This window comes from Lachnoclostridium sp. An118 (assembly GCF_002160985.1).
Lineage (GTDB): Bacteria > Bacillota > Clostridia > Lachnospirales > Lachnospiraceae > Claveliimonas > Claveliimonas stercoravium.
Window position 1 is genome coordinate 215,242 of sequence record NZ_NFLQ01000002.1, and the last position, 22,938, is coordinate 238,179.

The 22,938-nt window shown below is 56.8% G+C and carries 22 protein-coding genes; 20 read left to right on the forward strand and 2 right to left on the reverse strand.

Annotated elements, in window-relative coordinates; all coding sequences use genetic code 11:
- The first annotated feature begins 69 nt into the window (after nucleotides 1–69).
- The 11 genes from spoIVA to B5E62_RS02785 all read left to right on the forward strand — a co-directional run bounded on the left by spoIVA (nucleotide 70) and on the right by B5E62_RS02785 (nucleotide 11,587).
- Nucleotides 70–1,542 carry a stage IV sporulation protein A gene (gene spoIVA, locus B5E62_RS02735; protein ID WP_087173206.1) on the forward strand — a complete coding sequence of 491 codons (1,473 nt, stop codon included), beginning with the start codon at nucleotides 70–72 and terminating at the stop codon, nucleotides 1,540–1,542.
- Between the two features lie 451 nt (nucleotides 1,543–1,993).
- Nucleotides 1,994–2,692 carry an ABC transporter ATP-binding protein gene (locus B5E62_RS02740; RefSeq protein ID WP_087173207.1) on the forward strand — a complete coding sequence of 233 codons (699 nt, stop codon included), beginning with the start codon at nucleotides 1,994–1,996 and terminating at the stop codon, nucleotides 2,690–2,692.
- On the forward strand, nucleotides 2,689–4,257 hold the full coding sequence (locus B5E62_RS02745) for a putative ABC exporter domain-containing protein (RefSeq protein ID WP_087173208.1): 1,569 nt from the start codon (nucleotides 2,689–2,691) through the stop codon (nucleotides 4,255–4,257). The genes B5E62_RS02740 and B5E62_RS02745 overlap by 4 nt, the downstream gene beginning before the upstream one ends.
- A gap of 35 nt (nucleotides 4,258–4,292) precedes the next feature.
- Nucleotides 4,293–4,769: a methylglyoxal synthase gene (locus tag B5E62_RS02750; RefSeq protein WP_087173209.1), complete on the forward strand. Its 477-nt coding sequence runs from the start codon at nucleotides 4,293–4,295 to the stop codon at nucleotides 4,767–4,769.
- 45 nt (nucleotides 4,770–4,814) lie between these two features.
- A complete protein-coding gene (locus B5E62_RS02755; protein WP_087173265.1) occupies nucleotides 4,815–5,525 on the forward strand; it encodes a class I SAM-dependent DNA methyltransferase in 711 nt (236 codons plus the stop codon).
- A gap of 80 nt (nucleotides 5,526–5,605) precedes the next feature.
- Complete coding sequence (hslO, locus tag B5E62_RS02760; protein WP_087173210.1) at nucleotides 5,606–6,493, forward strand: Hsp33 family molecular chaperone HslO; 888 nt, start codon at nucleotides 5,606–5,608, stop codon at nucleotides 6,491–6,493.
- 15 nt (nucleotides 6,494–6,508) lie between these two features.
- Nucleotides 6,509–8,437, forward strand: coding sequence for an NAD(+) synthase (locus B5E62_RS02765; protein WP_087173211.1), 1,929 nt, complete (start codon nucleotides 6,509–6,511; stop codon nucleotides 8,435–8,437).
- Nucleotides 8,437–9,360 carry a hypothetical protein gene (locus B5E62_RS02770; RefSeq protein ID WP_087173212.1) on the forward strand — a complete coding sequence of 308 codons (924 nt, stop codon included), beginning with the start codon at nucleotides 8,437–8,439 and terminating at the stop codon, nucleotides 9,358–9,360. The genes B5E62_RS02765 and B5E62_RS02770 overlap by 1 nt, the downstream gene beginning before the upstream one ends.
- Nucleotides 9,341–9,772: a C-GCAxxG-C-C family protein gene (locus B5E62_RS02775; RefSeq protein ID WP_087173213.1), complete on the forward strand. Its 432-nt coding sequence runs from the start codon at nucleotides 9,341–9,343 to the stop codon at nucleotides 9,770–9,772. The genes B5E62_RS02770 and B5E62_RS02775 overlap by 20 nt, the downstream gene beginning before the upstream one ends.
- 46 nt (nucleotides 9,773–9,818) lie before the next feature.
- Nucleotides 9,819–10,169, forward strand: coding sequence for a hypothetical protein (locus B5E62_RS02780; RefSeq protein WP_087173214.1), 351 nt, complete (start codon nucleotides 9,819–9,821; stop codon nucleotides 10,167–10,169).
- Complete coding sequence (locus tag B5E62_RS02785) at nucleotides 10,166–11,587, forward strand: FUSC family protein (protein WP_087173215.1); 1,422 nt, start codon at nucleotides 10,166–10,168, stop codon at nucleotides 11,585–11,587. Before B5E62_RS02780 ends, B5E62_RS02785 begins: the two co-directional genes overlap by 4 nt.
- Before the next feature lie 139 nt (nucleotides 11,588–11,726).
- Here the strand turns inward: B5E62_RS02785 and B5E62_RS02790 are convergent, their stop codons facing one another.
- On the reverse strand, nucleotides 11,727–12,410 hold the full coding sequence (locus tag B5E62_RS02790) for a S1 RNA-binding domain-containing protein (protein WP_087173216.1): 684 nt from the start codon (nucleotides 12,408–12,410) through the stop codon (nucleotides 11,727–11,729).
- A 193-nt stretch (nucleotides 12,411–12,603) separates the two neighbouring features.
- Between B5E62_RS02790 and B5E62_RS02795 the strand changes: the two genes are divergently transcribed.
- Nucleotides 12,604–14,238 (forward strand): putative manganese-dependent inorganic diphosphatase, encoded by a 1,635-nt coding sequence (locus B5E62_RS02795; protein WP_087173217.1) that lies wholly within the window; start codon nucleotides 12,604–12,606, stop codon nucleotides 14,236–14,238.
- A 15-nt stretch (nucleotides 14,239–14,253) separates the two neighbouring features.
- Nucleotides 14,254–14,829, forward strand: coding sequence for a flavin reductase family protein (locus B5E62_RS02800; protein WP_087173218.1), 576 nt, complete (start codon nucleotides 14,254–14,256; stop codon nucleotides 14,827–14,829).
- Here the strand turns inward: B5E62_RS02800 and B5E62_RS02805 are convergent.
- Nucleotides 14,799–16,121 carry a polysaccharide biosynthesis protein gene (locus B5E62_RS02805; protein WP_087173219.1) on the reverse strand — a complete coding sequence of 441 codons (1,323 nt, stop codon included), beginning with the start codon at nucleotides 16,119–16,121 and terminating at the stop codon, nucleotides 14,799–14,801. The two genes, B5E62_RS02800 and B5E62_RS02805, sit on opposite strands and share 31 nt — an antisense overlap.
- Before the next feature lie 170 nt (nucleotides 16,122–16,291).
- On the opposite strand from B5E62_RS02805, the gene B5E62_RS02810 reads away from it, so the two are divergent.
- The 7 genes from B5E62_RS02810 (at nucleotide 16,292) to B5E62_RS02840 (ending at nucleotide 22,932) form a co-directional block, all read left to right on the forward strand.
- The gene (locus B5E62_RS02810; protein ID WP_087173220.1) at nucleotides 16,292–16,753 is read left to right on the forward strand and encodes an RrF2 family transcriptional regulator; all 462 of its coding nucleotides are present in this window, start codon (nucleotides 16,292–16,294) and stop codon (nucleotides 16,751–16,753) included.
- 46 nt (nucleotides 16,754–16,799) lie between these two features.
- Nucleotides 16,800–17,984, forward strand: coding sequence for a cysteine desulfurase NifS (nifS, locus tag B5E62_RS02815; protein WP_087173221.1), 1,185 nt, complete (start codon nucleotides 16,800–16,802; stop codon nucleotides 17,982–17,984).
- Between the two features lie 52 nt (nucleotides 17,985–18,036).
- Complete coding sequence (nifU, locus tag B5E62_RS02820) at nucleotides 18,037–18,480, forward strand: Fe-S cluster assembly scaffold protein NifU (RefSeq protein WP_087173222.1); 444 nt, start codon at nucleotides 18,037–18,039, stop codon at nucleotides 18,478–18,480.
- A gap of 18 nt (nucleotides 18,481–18,498) precedes the next feature.
- Nucleotides 18,499–19,587, forward strand: a complete 1,089-nt coding sequence (gene mnmA / locus B5E62_RS02825) for a tRNA 2-thiouridine(34) synthase MnmA (RefSeq protein ID WP_087173223.1) — start codon at nucleotides 18,499–18,501, stop codon at nucleotides 19,585–19,587.
- A 77-nt stretch (nucleotides 19,588–19,664) separates the two neighbouring features.
- Entirely contained in the window at nucleotides 19,665–20,468 is an 804-nt protein-coding gene (locus B5E62_RS02830; protein WP_087173224.1) for a histidinol-phosphatase HisJ family protein, read from the forward strand.
- Between the two features lie 128 nt (nucleotides 20,469–20,596).
- Entirely contained in the window at nucleotides 20,597–21,610 is a 1,014-nt protein-coding gene (gene gap, locus B5E62_RS02835) for a type I glyceraldehyde-3-phosphate dehydrogenase (protein ID WP_076777275.1), read from the forward strand.
- Between the two features lie 128 nt (nucleotides 21,611–21,738).
- Nucleotides 21,739–22,932 carry a phosphoglycerate kinase gene (locus B5E62_RS02840; RefSeq protein ID WP_076777276.1) on the forward strand — a complete coding sequence of 398 codons (1,194 nt, stop codon included), beginning with the start codon at nucleotides 21,739–21,741 and terminating at the stop codon, nucleotides 22,930–22,932.
- Nucleotides 22,933–22,938: the final 6 nt, after the last annotated feature.

The window sequence follows — 22,938 nt, forward strand, 5'->3', positions numbered from 1 at the left end:
CGAATGAAAATTCTAAATGAAACAGGGGATGCATATATTCTAACAGCACATGTGGAAGGGGCGCGGACTATGGATCATTATGAGTTATACAAGGACATACAGGTCAGGACAAAGGGAGAAATATACATAGGCGTGGTGGGGCCGGTGCGGACCGGAAAATCCACCTTTATCAAGCGTTTTATGGATGTGCTGGTCCTTCCCCATCTGGAGGATGAAAATGTCAGGGCCAGGACTGTGGATGAGCTTCCCCAGTCTGCCTCCGGAAGGACCATCATGACCACGGAGCCCAAGTTTGTCCCAAAGGAGGCGGCAAACATCGACCTGACAGACGATGTGTCGGTGAGGATACGTCTCATCGACTGTGTGGGCTACATGGTGGAGGGGGCGTCGGGGCACGAGGAGGAGGGCCAGGAGCGGAAGGTGAAGACCCCCTGGTTTGACTATGAGATCCCCTTTACAAAGGCGGCGGCTGTGGGTACGGAGAAGGTCATCCACGAGCACTCCACCATCGGCATCGTGGTGACAACGGACGGCAGTATCGGGGAGATACCGAGGAGCAGCTACGAGGAGGCGGAGGGGAAGACCATCCGTGAGCTGCAGGGGATCGGGAAGCCCTTTGTGGTGCTGGTGAACAGCCGCCGCCCGGATGGCGAGGAGGCAAAGAAGACCGCCCGGCACGTCCGGGAGACATACCAGGTGCAGGCTCTGCCCGTGAACTGCGAGCAGCTGAAGGAGGAGGATATCCACCGGATCATGGAGGCGGTACTCTTTGAGTTCCCTGTGTCGGAGCTACAGTTCTTTATCCCCAGGTGGGCGGAAATACTGCCGCCGGACCACAGGATACGGCAGGACCTGGCGGCCTGCGCCCGGGAGCTGCTGGAAAAGATCAGCCAGATACGGGACGCCGCAGCAGGCGTGGAAACGCCGGAGAGCCCCTACATAGAGGAGGCGAGGCTGGAAAAGATCGAGATGGACACAGGCTGTGTGAAGATACGCATAGAGATTGGAGAGGAATTTTACTACGAGATGCTGAGCGAGATGACCGGGGCGCAGATACAGGGGCAGTGCGGGCTCCTCTGTGAGCTGAAAAGGCTGGCCGCCATGAAAAAGGAGTACGAGTGCGTCAAGGGGGCCTTTGACAGCGTCAGGATGAAGGGCTACGGGGTGGTGAAGCCGGGACGGGACGAGATTACACTGGATGAGCCGGAGATCATACGCCAGGGGAACAAGTACGGCGTGAAGATACGGTCCCTCGCCCCCTCCATCCACCTCATCAGGGCGAACATAGAGACGGAGATCGCGCCCATTGTGGGCAGCGAGCAGCAGGCGGAGGACCTGATACGCTATATCAAAGACAGGAAAGACACAGAGGGCGGCATCTGGGAGACCAATATTTTCGGGAAGACCATCGAGGAGCTGGTGATGGACGGCATGCAGAGCCGAATCTCCATGATCGGGGACGACAGTCAGGCAAAGCTGCAGGACACCATGCAGAAGGTGGTGAACGACATCAATGGGGGGATGGTCTGCATTATCCTGTAGAGGAGGAGTGTTTTCAAGGGTCGGCCTAAAGGGCTTCGCGGGCGCGGAGTCCTTTTTCTGTACGGGCTGCTGTTTCCGCCGCAGAGATGGGGAAAACAAAGTTTTTTATGGAAACTTTTGGAGATGTGTGCTAGTATAAACGTAAAGCAGTATATTTCCGGGAGTTTCTGAAGGCGCAGGCCGTATCTGATACGTCTTGATACGTCTGTCACAAGATGGAAGGATTATGTGGAGGCAAATGAGGATGAGTATACATGAGTGCGACCAGGAAAAACATATCAGGCAGGAGAGGGGATATGTGGGGGAGGATAAATACTACTTTACCATTGTGTCCACATAGACGGGGCTGTTGCATTCCATTTTTGTTGTTGACAGGAGTGTCTTTTGCACATATAATTGTATTACAATATTAATACAAAAATCATCGCAAAATGCGCAGGGGGAAGAGACCATGTTAGAGGTACAGGGACTCAGAAAAATGTACGGGAAAAATCTGGCGGTGGACCAGGTCAGCTTTTTTGTGCCGGACGGGAGAGTGGGGATCCTGCTCGGCCCCAACGGAGCGGGAAAATCTACCATCATCAAGAGTATAGCAGGGCTGCTGAGATATGAAGGGATGATACGGATACAGGGGATACCCTCCAGGGAGCTGGAGGCGAAGCGGATATTCGGCTATGTGCCGGAGATCCCCTCCATGTTCGAGGCACTTTCTGTCCGTGAGCACATCCAGTACATACGCATGGCCTACAAAAGTCCTGTCACGGACCAGGAGGTGGAGAGTCTGCTGGACAGATTCGAGATGACGGACAAGGCGGACAAGCTGGGGAATGAGCTGTCCAAGGGAATGATGCAGAAGGTGAGCATCCTCTGCGCCCTGGCGGTAAAGCCCCAGGTCATCCTCTTTGACGAACCCATGGTGGGGCTGGACCCTCAGGCCATCCGGGAGCTGAAGGAGGTCATCCTGGAGCTTAGGAGCCAGGGGGTGACGGTGCTCATCAGCACCCACATGCTGGAGATGGTGGAGGAGCTGTGGGACGTCATGTTTGTAATGGAAAAGGGGCATATCAAGGCCTCTTTCCGAAAGGAGGATGCAGGAGACAGGGACCTGGACGACCTGTTCTTTGAAGTGACAGGTGGTGAGAAGAGATGAGAGCACTTTTGTATCTGACGAAGAGAAGCTTTATCAACCGGGCCAAAAAGGCCGTGAGAAAGCCGGTGACCTACCTCTATATAGCTCTGGGCGTTTTTTATGTGGCAGGCATCCTGGCCGCCTTCGCCTCCCTGGCGGCTGCGGGGGGCATTGCCCATAAAGAGGGGATCGTCTATGTCATGACAGTGTGGCTCTACTTTATCTTCTGCAGCAATTTTTTGTCCTACGCCAAGCTGAAGGGCGTGATATTCAGGCCCAGCCACGCCCACTTTATCTTTACGGCGCCCATCAGCTCCAAGCTGGTGCTGCTCCACGGGGCGATCCTGAACTATACAGTCTCCTTTGTGGCTGACCTTTTGTTCTCCGTGGCAGCGGTGACGGTCTTTCACGTGGAGCCGGCAAGGGGCGTTTTGCTCTTTGTCTTCTGCTTTGTGTTTGAGACTGTGTTTGAGACGAGCCTGATGGTCTTTCTGTATTCCGGTGAGGAGCGGTTTAGAGGGCTGATACGCCTCCTGCGCCTCTTGATACTGGCTCTCGTGGTGGCGGTCGCCTCTGTTGCCGCCTGGTATCTCGTGGCAGGTGGCATCCGCGTCGAGACCGTCCTGTCCCTGCTCGACTCGCCGGCGCTGAAGCTCCTCCCGGTGGCGGGCTGGGAGGTGTCGGCGGTGAGCCTTCTCGTGACCGGGCCGGACCTCTGGAATGTCATCGGCACGGTGCTCTTCCTTCTGGCCTGTACGGGGATGTTTCTTGTGGCCTGGAAGATCCGCTGCACGGGAGCCTACTACGAGGACGCAGCCAAATTCGCGGACGACTACGCGGAGCTCAGAAAGAGGAACCAAAAGGGTGAGAGCGGCCTGGGCTTCGGGAAAAAGAAGCTGAAGAAGGCATCCCTCTCCGGGTGGGGGACGGGCGCCAGAGCTATCCTGAGCCGGCAGCTCCTGGAGTACAAAAAAGAGCGGTTCTTTATCTTCACAGGCTTTACCCTGGCCGCCCTCATAGGAGCGGTGGCCTGCATCTTCTTTGTAGGACGGCCTCAGGAAGACCTGCCGCCGGAGCTGGTGCTCATGGGTGTGGCAGTCTACATGGTCTTTGTGGGTACCGGGTACATGGGAAAATGGGGGAAGGAGCTGGAGCAGCCCTACATCTACCTGATCCCCGAGCCGGCTGCGAAGAAGCTCTGGTACGCCACCTGCACAGAGCACCTGAAGGCTCTTGTGGATGCGGTGCTGTTCTTCGTTCCCGTGGGCCTGGCCTGGGGACTTCCCATCTGGAAGACCGGGGCCATCATCCTCTCCTACGTGGTGCTGCAGGCCAACCGACTCTACATCAAGGTGCTTGGGGACAGCCTTTTGGGCGACACCCTGGGAACGACAGGAAAACAGTTCTTCCTTCTGGCGGTCCAGGGCGGCATACTGGGGATCGGCGCCCTTGTCAGCATCCCGGCGTCATACTTTATAAATACAAATTTACTCTTTTTAATCGTGCCGATTTATAGTATGATGATTACAGTGCTGATCGCTGCTCTTACCGTCCCAAGATTTGAGTGCATGGAGCAGTGGGATTAGGGAAAATAACGACAACATGCAAGGAGGGTCACGAAATGTTGGATGAAGAATTTGTCACACTTGAGATCGGGAAGACAAAGCACATCGCGCTGGTAGCCCACGATGGGAAAAAGCAGGAGCTGGTGGACTGGTGCGACAGGAATAAAGAGATACTGAAGGGCCATTTTCTCTGCGGGACAGGGACTACGGCCAAGCTCATAGCGGAGAAGACGGGACTGCCGGTGAAAGGGTTCTGCAGCGGACCTCTGGGAGGGGACCAGCAGATAGGAGCCAAGATCGTGGAAGGGCAGATCGATTTTATGATCTTTCTGTGGGACCCGCTGGAGGCGCAGCCCCATGACCCGGATGTGAAGGCGCTCCTGCGCATCGCCGTGGTCTATGATATCCCCATAGCCAATAACCTGGCCACTGCGGACTTTATGCTCAATTCCAGATACATGTCCGAGCCCTACGCGAGAAAGATCGAGAATTTCAACAGGACGATCCAGCAGCGCGTGGAGAGGATGAAATAGGTGGCTGAGGCATACGGCAGTTTTTCGGAGGTCTATGACACCTTCATGGACAATGTGCCCTACCGGGAGTGGGCCGGCTACATAGAGGAAAAGCTGAGACAGCAGGGGATAGAGGAGGGCCTTGTCCTGGACCTGGGATGCGGGACAGGCAGCATGACAGAGGAGCTGGCGGACGCCGGGTACGATATGATCGGAGTGGACAGCTCCCCGGAGATGCTGGAGCAGGCTTTTGAGAAGAAGGAAAAAAGCGGCCGCGACATCCTCTACCTCCTGCAGGACATGAGGGAGTTTGAGCTCTACGGCACCGTCAGGGCGGTGGTCAGCGCCTGCGACTGCCTCAACTATATCACGGACCCGGAGGAGCTGCTGGAGGTGTTCCGGCTGGTGAACAACTACCTGGATCCGGGAGGCATCTTCCTCTTTGACTTCAACACGGAGTACAAGTACAGGGAGGTGCTGGGAGAGCAGACCATCGCTGAGGACAGGGATGAGTGCAGCTTCATCTGGGACAACTATTACGATGAGGAGGAGCGGATCAACTCCTACGAGCTGACTCTTTTTATCCGGGAGGAGGGGGACCTCTACCGGAAATACAAGGAGCAGCATTTCCAGAGGGCCTACACCCTGGAGGAGATGAAGGAGCTGCTGGAAAGGGGCGGCCTGACTTTCCTGTCAGCCCGGGAAGGCTATACAGACAGGGAGGCAGGGCCTGGGAGCGAGAGGATAACCATCATGGCGAGGGAGTGCGGAAAATAATCCGCGCTCCCTTGTCAAGTATGGGAAAAAATATTAGAATGGTACATGAGTCAAAAAAAGAGAAAGGATCAAAAAGATAGATGACACAGAAGACAGACTATATTGTAAGGGCGACCGCCGCGGGAGGACAGATCAGAGCCTTTGCGGCCACTACAAGGGGGCTTGTGGAGGAGGCAAGGGGGCGCCATGGCACCAGTCCGGTGGCCACGGCGGCCTTAGGGCGCCTTCTGACAGCGGGCGTCATGATGGGGAGCATGATGAAGAACGACACCGACGTGCTGACTCTCCAGATAAGCGGGGACGGCCCCCTGGGAGGCATCACGGTGACGGCGGACAGCCAGGGGAATGTGAAGGGCTACGTGCAGGACCCGGATGTGATGCTCCCCCCGAAGAACGGGAAGCTGGATGTGGGAGGAGCCGTGGGGATCGGCCTTCTCACGGTCATCAAGGACATGGGCCTTAAAGAGCCCTACTCGGGACAGACCATCCTTGTGACAAGCGAGATTGCGGAGGACCTGACCTACTATTTTGCCAATTCAGAGCAGGTGCCATCCTCTGTGGGGCTGGGCGTGCTCATGGAAAAGGACAACACGGTAAAGTGTGCGGGCGGATTCATCGTGCAGCTCATGCCCTTTGCCGAGGAGCGGGTGATCAGCCGCCTGGAGGAGAATGTGGGAAAGATCACCTCTGTGACAAAGCTCCTGGAGGAGGGATACACGCCCCAGCGGCTCCTTGAGGAGCTCACAGAGGGGCTGGACCTGGAGATCACGGACACCATGCCCGCCCGGTTTTACTGCAACTGCTCCAAAGAGAGGGTGGAGCGGGCCGTGGCCAGCATCGGGGAGAAGGATATCCGGGAGATGATAGGCGAGGGAAAGGACATTGAAGTGAAGTGTCATTTCTGTAATACCGCCTATACCTATTCAGTGGAAGAGCTGAAGAGCATACTGGAGAGAAGCAGAAAATAGAGAGGAGTGTGGACCTTGAGACATGGTTTTGTAAAGGTGGCGGCAGCCACCCCCGACATCCGGGTGGCGGATGTGGCGTACAATAAAGAGCAGATATGCCGGCTCATCGAGGAGACGGCGTCGGAGGAAGCCAAGATCGTGGCGTTCCCCGAGCTTGCCCTCACCGGCTACACCTGCGGTGACCTCTTTACCCAGGATGTGCTCCTTGGTGAAGTAAGGAGGGCCATCTGCGAGGTGGCGGCAGCTACAAAGGAGAAGGACGCTCTTATCTTTGTGGGCATGCCCCTGGCGGTGGAGGGAGAGCTCTACAACGTGGCGGCGGCCCTGAACAGGGGGAAGATCCTGGGATTTACCACCAAGAGCTTCCTGCCCAACTACGGGGAATTCTACGAGATGCGCCAGTTCCGGGAGGGACCGGAGGACGTGCGGTACATCCCGTTTGAGGGGGAGAGGGTCCTCTTTGGGCCCCGGATCCTCTTTGAGGCGGACGCCATGCCGGACCTGGTGGTGTCCGCGGAAATCTGTGAGGACGTCTGGTCCCCTGTGCCGCCCAGCATCGACGCGGCCAGAGAGGGTGCCACGGTCATCGTCAACTGCTCTGCCAGCGATGAGACCATCGGCAAGGCGGCCTACAGGAAGAGCCTCATCGAAGGACAGTCGGCCCGGCTCCTTGCGGCCTACATTTATGCCAATGCGGGGGAGGGAGAGTCCACCACAGACCTTGTCTTTGGCGGCCACAACATCATCTCTGAGAACGGAACTACCCTGGCGGAGGGAGAGAGGTTCCAAAACGGTGTCATCTATGCCCAGGTCGATGTGAAGCGGCTGATAAGCGAGCGGAGGAAGAACACTACCTTCAAGACTGCCCGGGACCGCCGCCTCCCGAGGGTCCCCTTCCATGTGGAGCTGACCCGGACACGGCTTTCAAGGAAGTTTCCCTCCCGCCCCTTTGTGCCGGACGCCAAGGAGGAGAGGGACAGAAGATGTGAGGAGATACTCACCATCCAGGCCATGGGGCTGAAGAAACGGCTGGCCCACACCCGGGCAAAGACCGCGGTGGTGGGCATCTCCGGGGGCCTGGACTCCACTCTGGCCCTCCTTGTGACGGCCCGAGCCTTTGACATGCTGGGGATGGACCGGGGACAGATCATCGCGGTGACTATGCCCTGCTTTGGCACTACGGACCGGACCTACAATAATGCCTGCCAGATGGCGCTGAAGCTGGGGGCCCAGCTCCGTGAGGTGCGGATCGCCGACTCGGTTGCCAGCCATTTCCGGGATATCGGCCACGATATGGAGGACCACAGCGTCACCTACGAGAATGCCCAGGCCAGGGAGCGGACCCAGGTGCTCATGGACATCTCCAACCAGACAGGCGGGCTCGTGGTGGGTACAGGTGACATGTCCGAGCTGGCTCTCGGATGGGCCACCTACAACGGGGACCACATGTCCATGTACGGAGTCAACGCCTCTGTGCCGAAGACGCTGGTGCGGCATCTGGTGCGCTACTGCGCGGACACGGAGAAGGACCAGGAGCTGCAGGAGGTGCTCTATGACGTGCTGGACACGCCGGTGAGCCCGGAGCTCCTTCCTCCAAAGGACGGACAGATCGCCCAGAAGACGGAGGACCTGGTAGGCCCCTACGAGCTCCACGACTTTTACCTGTACTATTTCCTCCGCTTCGGGTACGAGCCCTCCAAGATCTACCGCATCGCAAAGGCGGCCTTTGCGGGCGAGTACGACGAGGAGACCATCTACAGATGGCTGCGCACCTTCTGCTGGCGGTTTTTTGGCCAGCAGTTCAAGAGATCCTGCCTTCCGGACGGCCCCAAGGTGGGGACGGTGGCGCTGTCGCCCAGAGGGGACTGGCGGATGCCAAGCGACGCCTGCGTGGACGTGTGGATACGTGACCTGGAAAAAGAGGCGAAAGGAGAAGTGGTATAATGACAGTAGAGCAAATGACAGCAGTGGACCAGAGGGAGGTTGACAGGAGAATACGGCGCTGCCGCCTCAGGCAGTGGCTGGGATGGACCGCCTACGCCCTGGTGGTCATCCATCTCCTCTATATGATATTCGGGGTGTTCCCCATGCAGGCCTGGATGCGGCCCTACGGGAGGGGCATGACCCAGCTGTGCGTGATCGTCCTTCACTTTGTGGTGCTCTTTGTCCTGGCCGTTGTGGCAAAGACCGGGAGCACCTGGGTCTACGGGGCGCTCCAGAAGGAGTGCGACCCCTTCCTCTTTGAGGCCTGCGTCTACCATATGGGCTTCATGGGAAATGAGAACCTGAAACGGCTGAACCTGGCCATTGCCCAGTATTACCAGGGAAATTTCCAGCAGGCCATGGACACCATCATGCACACGGACCCCTCATCCTTTAAGAAGACAAACCGGCTGAATTATTATGTCCTAAAGAGCGGCCTCTGCTTCCGCTTTGGCATGGGGGACAAGGTGAGAGAGCTGGAAAACGAGTTCCAGCGGAGGATAAGCGGCAAGCAGGACACAAAAAACATGCAGCTCCTCTGCGTTATGAACAATCTGAAGCGGGCCAGGGCGAACAAAGACTATGAATCCGCCTGGCGCTTCTATCATGAGTGGTTCCACCTGTCCGGAGCGGAAAGCCAGCAGCTCTGGTCAAAGGTAGGCAGGGCATGGCAGCAGGCGGTGCTGGAGCGGGACTGCGGGAATGAAGCAGGAGCCCGGGCGGCCTTTGCCTATGTGGAGAAGTACGGGAACCGCCTGATGTTTGTGGAGGATGCAGCCCGTTTCCTGCACCCGGAGCGGGCGGAGGAACATGCAAAACAGCCGGAGGAGACGGCGAAGACAGAAGGGGAAGGAGAAAGAGACAATGGAGGAGCTGAGGCTTAAGGAGAAAGCGGCTGAAAACTTTAATAAGATCTATAACTGCTGTCAGTCCGTGGCCTGTACAGTCTGTGAAAAATACGGGGTGAGCCAGGAGGACATGTTCCGCATGACAGAGGGGTTCGGGTCCGGCATAGGCGGGCTGAAGGACACCTGCGGGGCGGTCATGGGGATGTTCCTCATCATCAGCCTGGCAAACAGCGCCGGGGACATGGAGGACCCCACCCGGACCAAGCTGGATACATACGCCAAATTCCAGGAGGCGGCAGAGATATTCAAAGCGAGGAGAGGGTCCCTGTACTGCCGGGACCTGAAGACCCAGGACGGTCCCCAGCCTCTTCCCTGCTGCATGGCCTGCGTGGAGGACGCGGCCCAGATACTGGAAGAACTTTTGAAAAAATGGGAAATCCTGTCATAAAAGAGAAAACAGGCGCATATATATGATCACAGGAGGATGTTGGAGCATGAAAACAAAGAGAGAAGTGAAGGCTGTCGTCTGCCTGCACCATATTGCCACCTTCATGTCTGTGGCAGCGGGCGGATGGGCAGTCGTAAGAGGAACGGGAAGCAGAGTGAAGGATACGCTGGCAGGGGTCTTCCTGGCAGTCCAGCTCTTTGCCCTCCTCAAGGTCGTCCTGGAGACGGCCGGGAAGAGGAAGGATACGCTGGGAGACAGGGTCGGGCAGCTGCGGGAGCAGATCGGGAAGACCCGGGGCGGCCGGGCCGCCGCGGACGCCTGCACAGCAATGCTCCTGTTTTTGTCCCTTCTCTTTAAGATCGGTGTTCCTCTCTGCCTTCTGGAGAGGAAGAAATGATGAGAGAGCGTCTGGAAAGCCAGGCACGTATCGTCTGGAAAAGCTTCCTTGGCGCCCTCCCTGTGATCTGCTTTTACCTGTTTTTGTTCTGTACGGTCCCGGCTTTATTCGGGACACAGTACATCATGGTGGTGTCCCTTGTCACTGTGCTCTTCCAGACAAACTACAGGAAGAGAAAATCCTGGGCCAGCCTTGTCCGGGCGGCGGCAGCCCAGCTGGGCCTTGGCCTGCTGGCGTGGATCGCCACCTGGTCCTTTCCTCTTTCTGTGGGGCTGAACCTTATCGTGCCCTTTGCCCTTGTGTTCCTGAAGGCCACCCGGTTTAACAAGATGGGGTATTTTTCCGGGCTCATGACCTTTACCTTTCTTCAGCTCCTGCCGGTGGACCTGGCGGGTTTTTTTGTGCAGACAGGGGCTATGCTGTACTCCCTGGCCTGCTTTTTCCTGCTGGTGAAGCTGTACCAGCGCCGATATCCCCAGGAAAAGAGCTACAGAAGGGAGCAGGAGGGACTGGCTATCCTGGCGGACACGCCTTTCTGGGAAAAGGCGGCGAGGACAGCGCTTGAGGAGAGAGGAGATGAGCTCCTTGGGGAGGCGGGAGAAGGGGAGGACGAGCTCCATATCTCCGTCAGGAATTTTCTCCACCCATTCCTCATCCTTCTCAGGAAATTTGACGAGGGGGAGAGGGACGAGGCGGGGGCGTCCTGGCCCATGCCAAGGCACCAGCGGCCTTTGGGAAAGCTGCTGTACCAGATGCGGCCGGACGGCTTTGAGACTCGTTTTGCCCTGCGCATGAGCGCGGTGCTGACCATCAGCTTTCTCTTTGTACACATTAGCGGTGCTGACCACGCCTACTGGCTGCCCCTCAACGCGTTCCTGCTCCTGCGGCCCATGTACGAGGACAGCCGCTACCGGATGCTGACCCGGTTCCTGGGAACAGCGGGAGGCTGCATCATCATGAGCCTGCTCTTTCCCGTACTGCCCGGGATGCAGGGGCATTTCGGCCTGGCGGCGCTCATGGTCATCTGCATGTACACTGCCACGCCGGGGACCTGCGTGCACGCGGTCCGTGTGACCTGCTTTGCCCTGTCCATGGTGACCCTGGCCATGGGGGAGGAGACGGCCATTGAGCTCAGGATGGTCTATGTGATGGGCGCTGTCTTCCTCGTCCTTGTGATCAACCGCTTTTTCTTCCCCACGAGCATGGGACAGCAGTTCCGGTACAATCTCACCGTGGTCTTCCACATCGTGCAAATGGGCATTGTAGCGCATCCACTCCGGAAGACAGGACCGGCGGGTAAGGGCTTCGTATACATCCGCGAAACAGTCCGCGTCCTTTTCCCGGTTTTCCTGCAATGCGATTTCCGGCATGTGTGTTTATGCCCTTATGATGGCAGAGCGGGTTTTACAGGACAATAGAGCTGTCGTTAAACTGCCGACTGAAAAAATGAACCGGAAGTTAAAAGACAAATGTTTTTTCAGACGGAAGGAGGGCGCCGCCCATCAGATTTCGCGATGGGGCAGCGCCCTCCTTGTTATCCTTTACAGGACAGGATTTTTACAGCTTGATGTTCTTGAACAGGTCGCCCAGGCTTGTGCCGATGTTCTCGGACTTGGGGATCTCCACCTTGATGTCTTCCTCCTCGTCCCTCTCCTCCAGGGCCTTCATGCTGAGGCTGATCTTGCCGTCCTTGAGGCCGATGATCTTTACCGTCACCTCATCGCCAACGGAGAGAACATCCTTGGGGGATTTCACACGCTTCCTGCTGATCTGGGACACGTGTACAAGGCCGGAGAGGCCGTCCTCCAGACGGACGAAAGCGCCGTATGTCTGCAGGCTCTCCACTTTTCCCTTCACAACGCTGCCCACCTTCACTCTGGCGATCTTTTCCTCCATGGCCTTTTTCTCCTTCTCCCGGAGGATCTCCCTTGCGGACAGGACAAGGCGGTTCTCAGCCTGGTTGACTTCGATGACCCGGACCTCGATGTCCTTTAAGAGATATGTTTCCAGATCCTCGATATAGGATAAGGATAACCTGGATGCAGGGATGAATCCGCGCAGGCCCTCCACCATGGCGATGGCGCCTCCGTTCACGATCCCCTCTACCTTCACCGGAAGTGTGGTCTTGTTCTCCATGCAGCGCTGTACCACGTTCCACGGATTGGCATCGTCGAAATGCTCCTCGTAGTCTGCCATTGTCTCTTCCGGTCTGTTTTCCTCTTGTAATAATTCTTCGCTCATTTTGTTAGTCCTTTCTCATAACCGTATTTATGTGTTTCCACATACTAGTAACAGTATATCATGAAAAGGGGAGATTGTTCAAAGAAAAAAGCAAAGTATGCAGGAATTTTTAGTTGACTGGGCGTGGAAAAAATGGCAATCTTATTTTACAGAGCGATCATTTGGCAAAAGATAGAAACAGGGAGTTGATGATATGAGAAAAGTTTACGTTGTAGGGCATAAAAATCCGGATACGGATTCCATCTGCTCTGCCATAGCATACGCCGGGCTGAAGCGGGAGATCACCGGAAAGGAGTTTGTGGCAAAGAGGGCCGGCCAGATAAACGAGGAGACCCAGTATGTGCTGCGCAGGTTCAAGGTGGATGCCCCCAGGCTCCTCCAGGACGTAAAGCTCCAGGTGAAAGACCTGGACATCCACAAGATCACAGGGGTAGACCCCGGCGTGTCCATCAAGGAGGCGTGGGAGCTGATGAAATCCCAGTCTGTCAAGACCCTTCCGGTGCTGAAGGACGGGGAGCTGGTGGGGCTTATCTCCACCGGCGACATCGCGAAATCCTACATGGACGTGTACGACAACACCATCCTGGCAAAGGCCAGGACCCAGTACAGGAACATCGTGCACACCCTGGACGGCGAGATCGTCACGGGCAACGAGCACGGCTGTTTTGTGAAGGGCAAGGTTGCCGTGGGGGCGTCCACCACGGACATGATGGCGGAGTTCATCGAGAAGGATGACCTGGTCATCCTGGGGAACCGGTACGAGTCCCAGGCCTGCGCCGTGGACATCAACGCAAGCTGTCTGGTCGTCTGCCACGGTGCGGAGATTTCAGACGAGCTGGTCCAGAAGGCGGAGGAGCAGAGCATCGTGGTCATCAGGACGCCCCACGACACCTTTACCACGGCGAGGCTCATCAACCAGAGCATACCGGTAAAATACTTCATGAGCAAGGGCCCTCTGACCGTGTTCCACATGGATGACTATGTGGACAACATCAAGGAGGAGATGACGAAGAAGAAATTCCGGGACTTTCCTATCCTGGACCGGCACGGAAACTTCCGGGGCTTTATCTCCAGACGGCGCTTCCTGGACGCCAGGAAAAAGCAGGTCATCCTGGTGGACCACAATGAGAAGTCCCAGGCTGTGGACGGCATCGAGGAGGCGGACATCCTGGAGATCATCGACCACCACAGGATAGGGAGCATTGAGACCATGGGGCCTGTGTTCTTCCGCAACCAGCCTGTGGGCTGCACGGCCACCATCGTCACCCAGATGTACGAGGAGAACGGGGTGGAGATACCGCCGGTGACGGCGGGCCTCCTCTGCGCGGCCATCATCTCGGACACCCTGCTTTTCCGCTCCCCCACCTGCACGGAGATGGATAAAAGGACAGCGGAAAAGCTGGCAGGGATTGCGGGCATCGTCCTGGAGGACCTGGCCGCGGAGATGTTCAACGCGGGCAGCAACCTGAAGGGCAAGAGTGCGAAGGAAATCTGCTTCCAGGATTTCAAGCAGTTCACAGTGGGGGATACGGTGTTCGGCGTAGGGCAGATCAACTCCATGAGCAGCGACGAGCTGGAGGACATCAAAAAGAAGCTGCTGCCCTACCTGGACCAGGCCAGGGAGGAGCACAAGCTGAACATGGTCTACTTCATGCTCACCCACATCCTCCACGAGTCCACGGAGCTTTTGTGCTCCGGGGCGGGGGCCCGGGAGACGGTGCTGGAGGCCTTTGAGCTGCCGGAGGATATGGACCCTGTCGTCCTGAGGGGCGTTGTGTCCAGAAAGAAGCAGCTTATCCCGGCGCTGGTGAGCGCACTGCAGCAGTAAGGAGGAGAAGCGGTAATGGCGAAGGAAATATGGAAGCCGGGCAATATGCTCTACCCGCTCCCGGCAGTGATGGCAAGCTGCGGGGACCAGGAGGGGAGGACCAATATCATCACAGTGGCATGGACGGGGACGGTGTGTACCAACCCGGCCATGGTCTATATCTCTGTCCGGCCTCAGAGGTACAGCTATGACATCATCCGGGACAGCGGGGAGTTTGTCATCAATCTGACTACGGAAAAGCTGCTCCGGGCGGCGGACTGGTGCGGCGTCAGGTCCGGCAGGGACACGGATAAATGGAAGGAGATGCATCTGACGGCGGGAAAGGCATCCAGGCTTGCCTTTGCGCCGGTCATAGAGGAGTCTCCTGTCAACATTGAGTGCAGGGTGACGGAGGTGAAGGAACTGGGAAGCCACCACATGTTCCTGGCCCGGGTGGAGGCTGTGCAGGCGGACACAGCCTACATGGACGAGGCCGGGCGGTTCCGCCTGAACGATGCGGGGCTTGTGGCCTACTCCCATGGAGAGTACCTGGAGCTTGGGAAAAAGAGGGGCAGCTTCGGCTACAGCGTGAAGAAGAAAAAGCGCAGGTAGGCCAGGCAGAGGGCGAAGACGGCGGCCTGGCTGGCCAGCAGTCCCCACAGGTATCCCTGGATCCCGATGACGGGGATGAGGAGGAACACGCTGCCGATGCGGAGGAGGAGTCCGGTCACATTCACGGCGAAGGAAATATTTGTCTTTCCCAGGCCGTTCAGGATGCCAAGGAGGCACCCGTTTGTGTAGAGGAAGGGGCACATCCAGGCCAGGGTGATGATGAAATGCCCTGCAGCCGCACTGTGGAACAGGAGCCTGCCTATGAAGTTTCCCGTCACCACAAGGGCCAGACAGAAGAGGAGCCCCAGGGAAAAGCAGCAGAAAAAGACCTTTTTGATGACTCGCTTCATGGCCGGGATATCCCCGGAGACCTGGATTTCCGCCACGGCTGGCAGCAGCATGGTGGCGATGGAATTTGTCAGGGCGGAGGGGAAGAGGACGCAGGGCAGGGCCATGCCCGTCAGGACGCCGTAGGTGCTCAGGGCCTCCCCGGCGCTAAGACCGTGGGACTGCAGCCTTGCGGGGATGGAGACGGCCTCCACGCTCTGCAGGATATTGAGGAGCACGCGGCTGCCGGTGAGAGGGACTGCCAGGGAGAGAATCTCCCGCAGTCCCTTTTTGTATGCCCCAAAGGGCAGGCGTTTCTGTGAGGACAGGTCTTCAGCCCGGCGCAGGTTTCCGAGACAGTAGAGGGCGGCAGCCGCCTCGCCCGCCACAATGCCGGCTGCGGCCAGGGCAATCCCTGTCTCCATGGAGCGCTCCATGAAGAACCAGTACAGAAGGGTGACCGCTCCCACCCGAACGGCCTGCTCCAAAAGCTGGGACAGGGCGGGGACTTTTGTATGCTTCCGGCCGATGTAGTAGCCGTAGATGCAGCTGTGCATGACGGAGAAGGGCAGAGCCAGGGAGAGGATCACCAGGAGAGGCGCGCACCGCGGCTCCCCCAGGAAGCGCAGGGCGATGGAGCCCGCCTCCTTCTGGATGAAGAGCATGAGGCCAAAGGCAAGCAGGAGAGACAGGCTGAAGCCGCTGTACAGCCCGGCTCTTGTGCGGCTCCCGTCCCTCTGGGAGCGGCCTGCGGCGGTGCTGCGGGCGATGGCTGTCTCGATGCCGGCGGCGCAGAGGGAGAAGCAGAGGGCGTAGACGGGAAAGGCCAGCTGGTAGAGGCCCACGCTCTCCTCTCCAAAGGCGCGGCTCAGGAAAATACGGTAAAAGAAGCCCATAAAGCGGGTGGTGACGCCGGCCAGGGTCAGGACAAAGGCCCCCTTTATGATGGTATTTTTCTGTATCATGGCAGGCTCCGGAACATTTTTATTACAGCATATTCAGGAAAACGCAGGTATATTCAGGCGTTCCGGGGCAAAAATGAGAGAAAGATGCTTGACAGACAGGCGGGGCAGTGCTATCCTACTAACAGAAATTCCGAGTAAAATACTAGGAATTAAAAAGGAGGGTGATGACAATGAAGCTGTCCACAAAAGGACGATACGGGCTCCGGGCTATTGTGGACCTGGCCAGGTTCAGCGAGGAGGAGCCGGTCTCCATCAGCAGCATTTCCGCCCGGGAAGACATTTCCGAGGGGTATCTGGAGCAGCTCATGGCTCTCCTGAAAAAGGCCGGTCTCGTAAAGAGCATCCGGGGAGCCGCGGGGGGATATGTGCTGGCCCGCCCGGCCGGGCAGATATCTGTGGGAGATGTGCTCCGGGCCCTTGAGGGAAAGCTGGAGCCTGCCGAGTGCGCGGCCTACCATCCGGACGAGGGATGCCAGGCGGCGGACAGCTGCGTCACAAAGTATGTGTGGAAGAAGATCAATGACAGCATCAACGACACGGTCAACGGGATCATGCTGGATGCCCTGCTGGAAAAGAGCAGGGAGCTCAGGCCCGAGGAGGAAGACAGGGAAAAGGCCTGCAGCAGAAAATAGACCCGGAATACGATAAATGATGATACCGTACAAGGAGGATACAAAAATGGACAGACTGATTTATCTGGATAATGCGGCGACAACGAAGACAGCCCCTGAGGTAGTGGAGGCCATGCTCCCCTATTTCAGTGAAAGTTATGGAAATCCGTCCAGCGTCTACAGCTTCGCGTCGAAGAACAAGGACGCGGTGACAGAGCAGAGGGAGGTCATTGCCCGGGCGCTGGGGGCAAAGAGCAATGAGATCTATTTTACGGCTGGGGGGACAGAGAGCGACAACTGGGCCCTGAAGGCCACGGCGGAGGCCTACGCCTCCCGGGGAAAGCACATCATTACCACAAAGATCGAGCACCACGCCATTCTCCACACAGGGGATTACCTGGAGGGGAGAGGTTTTGAGGTGACCTATCTGGACGTGGACGACAAGGGGCTTGTGCGCCCGGAGGATGTGGAGGCGGCCATCCGCCCGGACACCATCCTTATCTCCGTCATGTTTGCTAACAATGAGATAGGGACGATCGAGCCCATAAAGGAGATCGGGGAGATCGCCCGCAGGCACAATGTCCTGTTCCACACAGACGCGGTGCAGGCCTTTGGTCAGGTGCCCATCAATGTGGACGAGCTTGGCGTTGACATGCTCAGCGCCAGCGGGCACAAGCTGAACGGCCCAAAGGGGATCGGCTTCCTCTACATCCGCAAGGGCGTGAAGATACGCTCCTTCATCCACGGCGGGGCCCAGGAGAGAAAGCGCCGGGCGGGAACAGAGAATGTGCCCGGCATTATCGGCCTCGGGAAGGCGGTGGAGAGAGCCGTGGCCACCATGGCAGAGCGGTCCGCAAAGGAGATCGGGCTCCGGGACCACCTCATCAGCCGGGTGCTGGAGGAGATCCCCTACTGCCGTCTCAACGGGGATCCGGTGGACAGGCTGCCGAACAATGCCAACTTCAGCTTCCGGTTTATCGAGGGCGAGTCTCTCCTCATCATGCTGGACATGAAGGGCATCTGCGCCTCCAGCGGTTCGGCCTGTACCTCGGGCTCCCTGGACCCGTCCCACGTGCTGCTGGCCATCGGCCTGCCCCACGAGATCGCCCACGGCTCCCTGCGGCTGACGCTTGGCGAGGAGACCACAAGGGAGGATATCGACTACGTGGTGGACAGCCTGAAGGAGATCGTGGCCCGGCTGCGGGAGATGTCCCCTCTCTACGAGGATTTTGTAAAGAAAAGCAATCAGTAAAGATATAGAAGGACAGGCCGCCCGACAGGCGGCGGACAAGGAGGAAGATAGAATGTACACAGAGAAGGTAATGGATCATTTTCAGCATCCCAGGAACATGGGAGAGATAGAGAACGCCAGCGGCGTTGGCACAGTGGGAAATGCAAAGTGCGGGGATATCATGCGGATCTATCTGGATATTGACGAGGACCAGATCATCCGGGACGTGAAATTCAAGACCTTTGGCTGCGGGGCCGCGGTGGCCACCAGCAGCATGGCCACAGAGCTGGTGAAGGGAAAAAATATACAGGAAGCCATGGAAGTCACCAACAAGGCGGTGATGGAGGCACTGGACGGCCTTCCGCCGGTGAAGGTCCACTGTTCTCTCCTGGCGGAGGAGGCCATCCACGCGGCTCTCTGGGATTACGCCGAGAAGAACGGCATCAAGATCGAAGGGCTGGAAAAGCCCAAGTCTGACATCCACGAGGGCGAGGAAGAGGAAGAAGAGGAATATTGATCCGGAAGGACAAAGAGCATGGAAAAGAAGAAGGTTGTGGTCGGCATGTCCGGGGGAGTGGATTCCTCCGTGGCGGCCTGGCTCTTAAAAGAACAAGGATATGACGTGATCGGCGTGACCATGCAGATATGGCAGGACGAGGAGGAGACTGTGCAGGAAGAAAACGGCGGCTGCTGCGGTCTCAGCGCGGTGGACGACGCCAGGAGGGTGGCCTCAAGGCTGGGCATTCCCTACTATGTGATGAATTTCAAGGACCAGTTCCGCCGCAGCGTCATCGATTATTTCGTGGGCGAGTATACCTGTGGCAGGACTCCCAATCCCTGCATTGCCTGCAATCGCTATGTGAAGTGGGAGTCCCTCTTAAAAAGAAGCCTGGATATCGGGGCGGACTGTATCGCCACCGGCCACTACGCCCGGGTGGAGCAGCTGCCGGGCGGCCGGTGGTCCCTGCGGACCTCCGCCACAGCCAGGAAGGACCAGACCTACGCCCTATACAATCTCACCCAGGAGCAGCTCGCCAGGACTCTGATGCCGGTGGGGGGCTACACAAAGGAGGAGATACGCCGGATGGCGCTGGACCTGCAGCTTCCCGTGGCGTCCAAGCCGGACAGCCAGGACATCTGCTTTGTGCCTGACGGGGACTACGCCTCCTTTATCGAGAGGACCATCGGCCACAGGTTCCCGGAGGGCAGCTTCGTCCTCTCTGACGGGACGGTGGTGGGAAGGCACAGAGGCATCATACACTATACCGTGGGGCAGAGAAAGGGGCTTGGGCTGGCCCTGGGGCGCCCGGTCTTTGTGCTGGAGATACGCCCTGACACAAACGAGGTGGTGGTGGGCACGGATGAGGAGTCCATGTCCAGATACGTGACAGCGGACCACGTCAACTTTATGTCTGTCCCCGACCTTCCGGAGCCCAGGCGGGTTTTTGCCAAGATCCGGTACAATCACAGGGGCGCCTGGTGCCAGGTGGAAAAGACAGGGGACGACCAGATCCTGTGTACCTTTGACGAGCCTGTGCGGGCCATCACGCCGGGGCAGGCGGTGGTCCTCTACGACGGGGAGTATGTCCTTGGAGGAGGGACTATCACAGGCAGCAGGCCATAGCCCGGCCCGGCCTGAGGCGGAAACAGCCGGCAGACAGGGCAGGAAGAGAAGACAAAAAAGGAAAGAAGGGTGGAACAATGAGGGCAGACGTACATATGCACACATCATTTTCCCACGACTCCCAGTCAGAGCCCAGGGAAATGATAGAGGGAGCCATCGCAAAAGGGCTGGAGGTCATTTGCTTTACGGACCACTATGACAAGGACTATATGGGCTGGGGGGATGAGAGCATTTTTGACGCGGACGCTTATTTCGAGACGCTTCGTCCCCTGCGGGAAGAGTACCGGGACAGGATCGATATCCGCATCGGCGTGGAGCTGGGCATGCAGCCCCATCTGGGCGGGTTTTTTACTGAGTTCACAAAGAGATATCCCTTCGACTTTGTCATCGGTTCCCTCCACGTAGTGGACGGGGATGACCCGGCCCTGGGGACTGTCTTCCAGGGACGGACAGACGAGGAGGTGTACAGGAGCGCCTTCCGGGAGATGCTGGCAGACATAGAAAGCACGCCGGATTTTGACGTGCTGGGGCATATTGACTATGTGGTGCGGTACGGGAAAAACGGAACGGCAGAGTATTCCTACAGAAAATATGCCGACGAGATCGACGCCATCCTGCGGGCGGTCATCCAGAGAGGGAAGGGCATCGAGCTGAACATGGCAGGACTGAAGTACGGCCTCCCCTTTGCCCATCCCCACCCGGACATCCTGCGCCGCTACCGGGAACTGGGAGGCGAGATCATCACAGTGGGAGCAGATGGGCACAGACCGGAGCACATTGCCTGGGAGTTCGGAAAAGCCGACGACATCCTTAAGTCCTGCGGTTTTCGCTATTACGCCGAATTTAAAGAGAGAAAGCCGGTTTTTAAACTCCTTACGTAAAATTGGAAAAGCCTCTTGAATTTTTGTATGAGATTTAGTACAATTGTTAGTGGTTGAGAGTTCTTTAACAAAGTTGAAGGACGACAAGAGCTGTGAAACAGTAAATAGACTTTAGGAGGAATGTAATCATGGCAGTAAAAGTAGCAATCAACGGATTTGGACGTATCGGACGTCTTGCTTTCAGACAGATGTTTGGAGCAGAGGGATATGAGGTAGTTGCGATCAACGACCTGACAAGCCCGAAAATGTTAGCTCACCTGTTAAAATATGATTCTTCTCAGGGCAAATACGCTCTGGCTGACAAGGTAGAGGCTACAGAGGATTCCATCATCGTAGATGGAAAAGAGATCAAGATTTACGCAAAAGCAAACGCTGAGGAGCTTCCCTGGGGCGAGATCGGTGTAGATGTTGTTCTGGAGTGTACAGGCTTCTATACATCCAAAGAGAAAGCTTCTGCTCACATCAAAGCAGGCGCTAGAAAGGTTGTTATTTCCGCACCAGCCGGAAACGATCTGCCGACTATCGTATATAATGTAAACCATGAGACACTGAAAGCAGAGGATACAGTTATCTCCGCTGCTTCCTGTACAACAAACTGCCTTGCACCTATGGCAAAGGCTCTGAACGATCTTGCACCGATCAAATCCGGTATCATGTGCACGATCCACGCTTACACAGGAGATCAGATGACTCTGGACGGACCGCAGAGAAAAGGCGACCTGAGAAGATCTCGTGCCGCTGCATGCAATATCGTTCCTAACAGCACAGGTGCTGCAAAGGCTATCGGCCTTGTTATTCCTGAGCTGAACGGCAAGCTCATCGGCGCTGCACAGAGAGTGCCTACTCCGACAGGTTCCACAACGATCCTGACAGCAGTTGTAGAGGGTAATGTGACAGTTGACCAGATCAACGAGGCAATGAAAGCTGCTTCCACAGAGTCCTTCGGATACAACACAGATGAGATCGTATCCAGCGATATCGTTGGTATGAGATACGGCTCACTGTTCGACGCTACACAGACAATGGTTCTTCCGCTTGAGAACGGAACAACAGAAGTTCAGGTTGTTTCCTGGTATGACAATGAGAACTCATACACAAGCCAGATGGTAAGAACAATCAAATACTTCGCAGAATTAGCGTAATTAAGACTCACGAAAGGGTCCGGTCTGATTGGACCGGGCCCTTTTTTATGAAACCGCAGGTTCCGGCAAGGAAAACAGGAGACGCATTTTGCCGTACCGCGGTCAAACATTTATAAGGAGGCAGTGACATGCTTAATAAAAAATCAGTAGACGATATTAATGTAAAAGGAAAAAGAGTCCTCGTGAGATGTGACTTTAATGTACCCCTCATTGACGGAAAGATCACAGACGAGAACCGTCTTGTGGCAGCCCTTCCCACCATCAAGAAGCTGATCGCAGACGGAGGAAAGGTCATCCTCTGCTCCCACCTTGGAAAACCGAAGGGACAGCCTGTACCTGAGCTCTCTCTGGCACCTGTTGCCGTACGTCTCTCTGAGCTTCTCGGCCAGGAAGTAAAATTCGCGGCAGATCCGGAAGTGGTAGGCCCCAACGCAAAGGCTGCTGTGGAGGCTATGCAGGACGGAGATGTGATCCTTCTTGAGAATACACGCTACAGAGCTGAGGAGACAAAGAACGAGGATGCTTTCTCCAAGGATCTGGCTTCCCTGTGCGATGTATTTGTAAACGATGCTTTCGGAACAGCACACAGAGCACACTGCTCCAACGTAGGCGTGACAAAATATGTGGACACAGCCGTTGTTGGATATCTGATGCAGAAAGAGATCGACTTCCTCGGAAACGCAGTCAACAACCCGACAAGACCTTTCGTGGCTATCCTTGGCGGAGCAAAGGTTTCCAGCAAGATCTCTGTTATCGAGAACCTGCTCGATAAAGTAGACACACTCATCATCGGCGGAGGTATGGCTTACACATTCGCAAAATCCCAGGGTGGAAAGATCGGCATTTCCCTGTGTGAGGATGACTATCTTGAGTATGCGGCAAACATGCTGAAAAAGGCTGAGGAGAAGGGCGTAAAACTTCTTCTTCCCGTAGACAACCGTATCGGAGATGAGTTCTCCAACGATGCCAACATCAAGATCGTTCCTACAGGGGAGATCCCGGATGGCTGGGAAGGCATGGACATCGGACCTGAGACAGAGAAGATCTTTGCCGATGCAGTAAAAGACGCAAAGACTGTTGTGTGGAACGGACCTATGGGATGCTTCGAGATGCCTAACTTTGCACACGGCACAGAGGCAGTTGCGCAGGCACTGGCTGAGACAGACGCCGTGACCATCATCGGCGGCGGCGACTCTGCAGCAGCTGTAAACCAGCTTGGATACGGCGACAAGATGACACACATCTCCACAGGCGGCGGCGCTTCCCTTGAGTTCCTTGAGGGCAAAGAGCTCCCGGGCGTAGCCGCAGCTAACGATAAGTAAGCACTT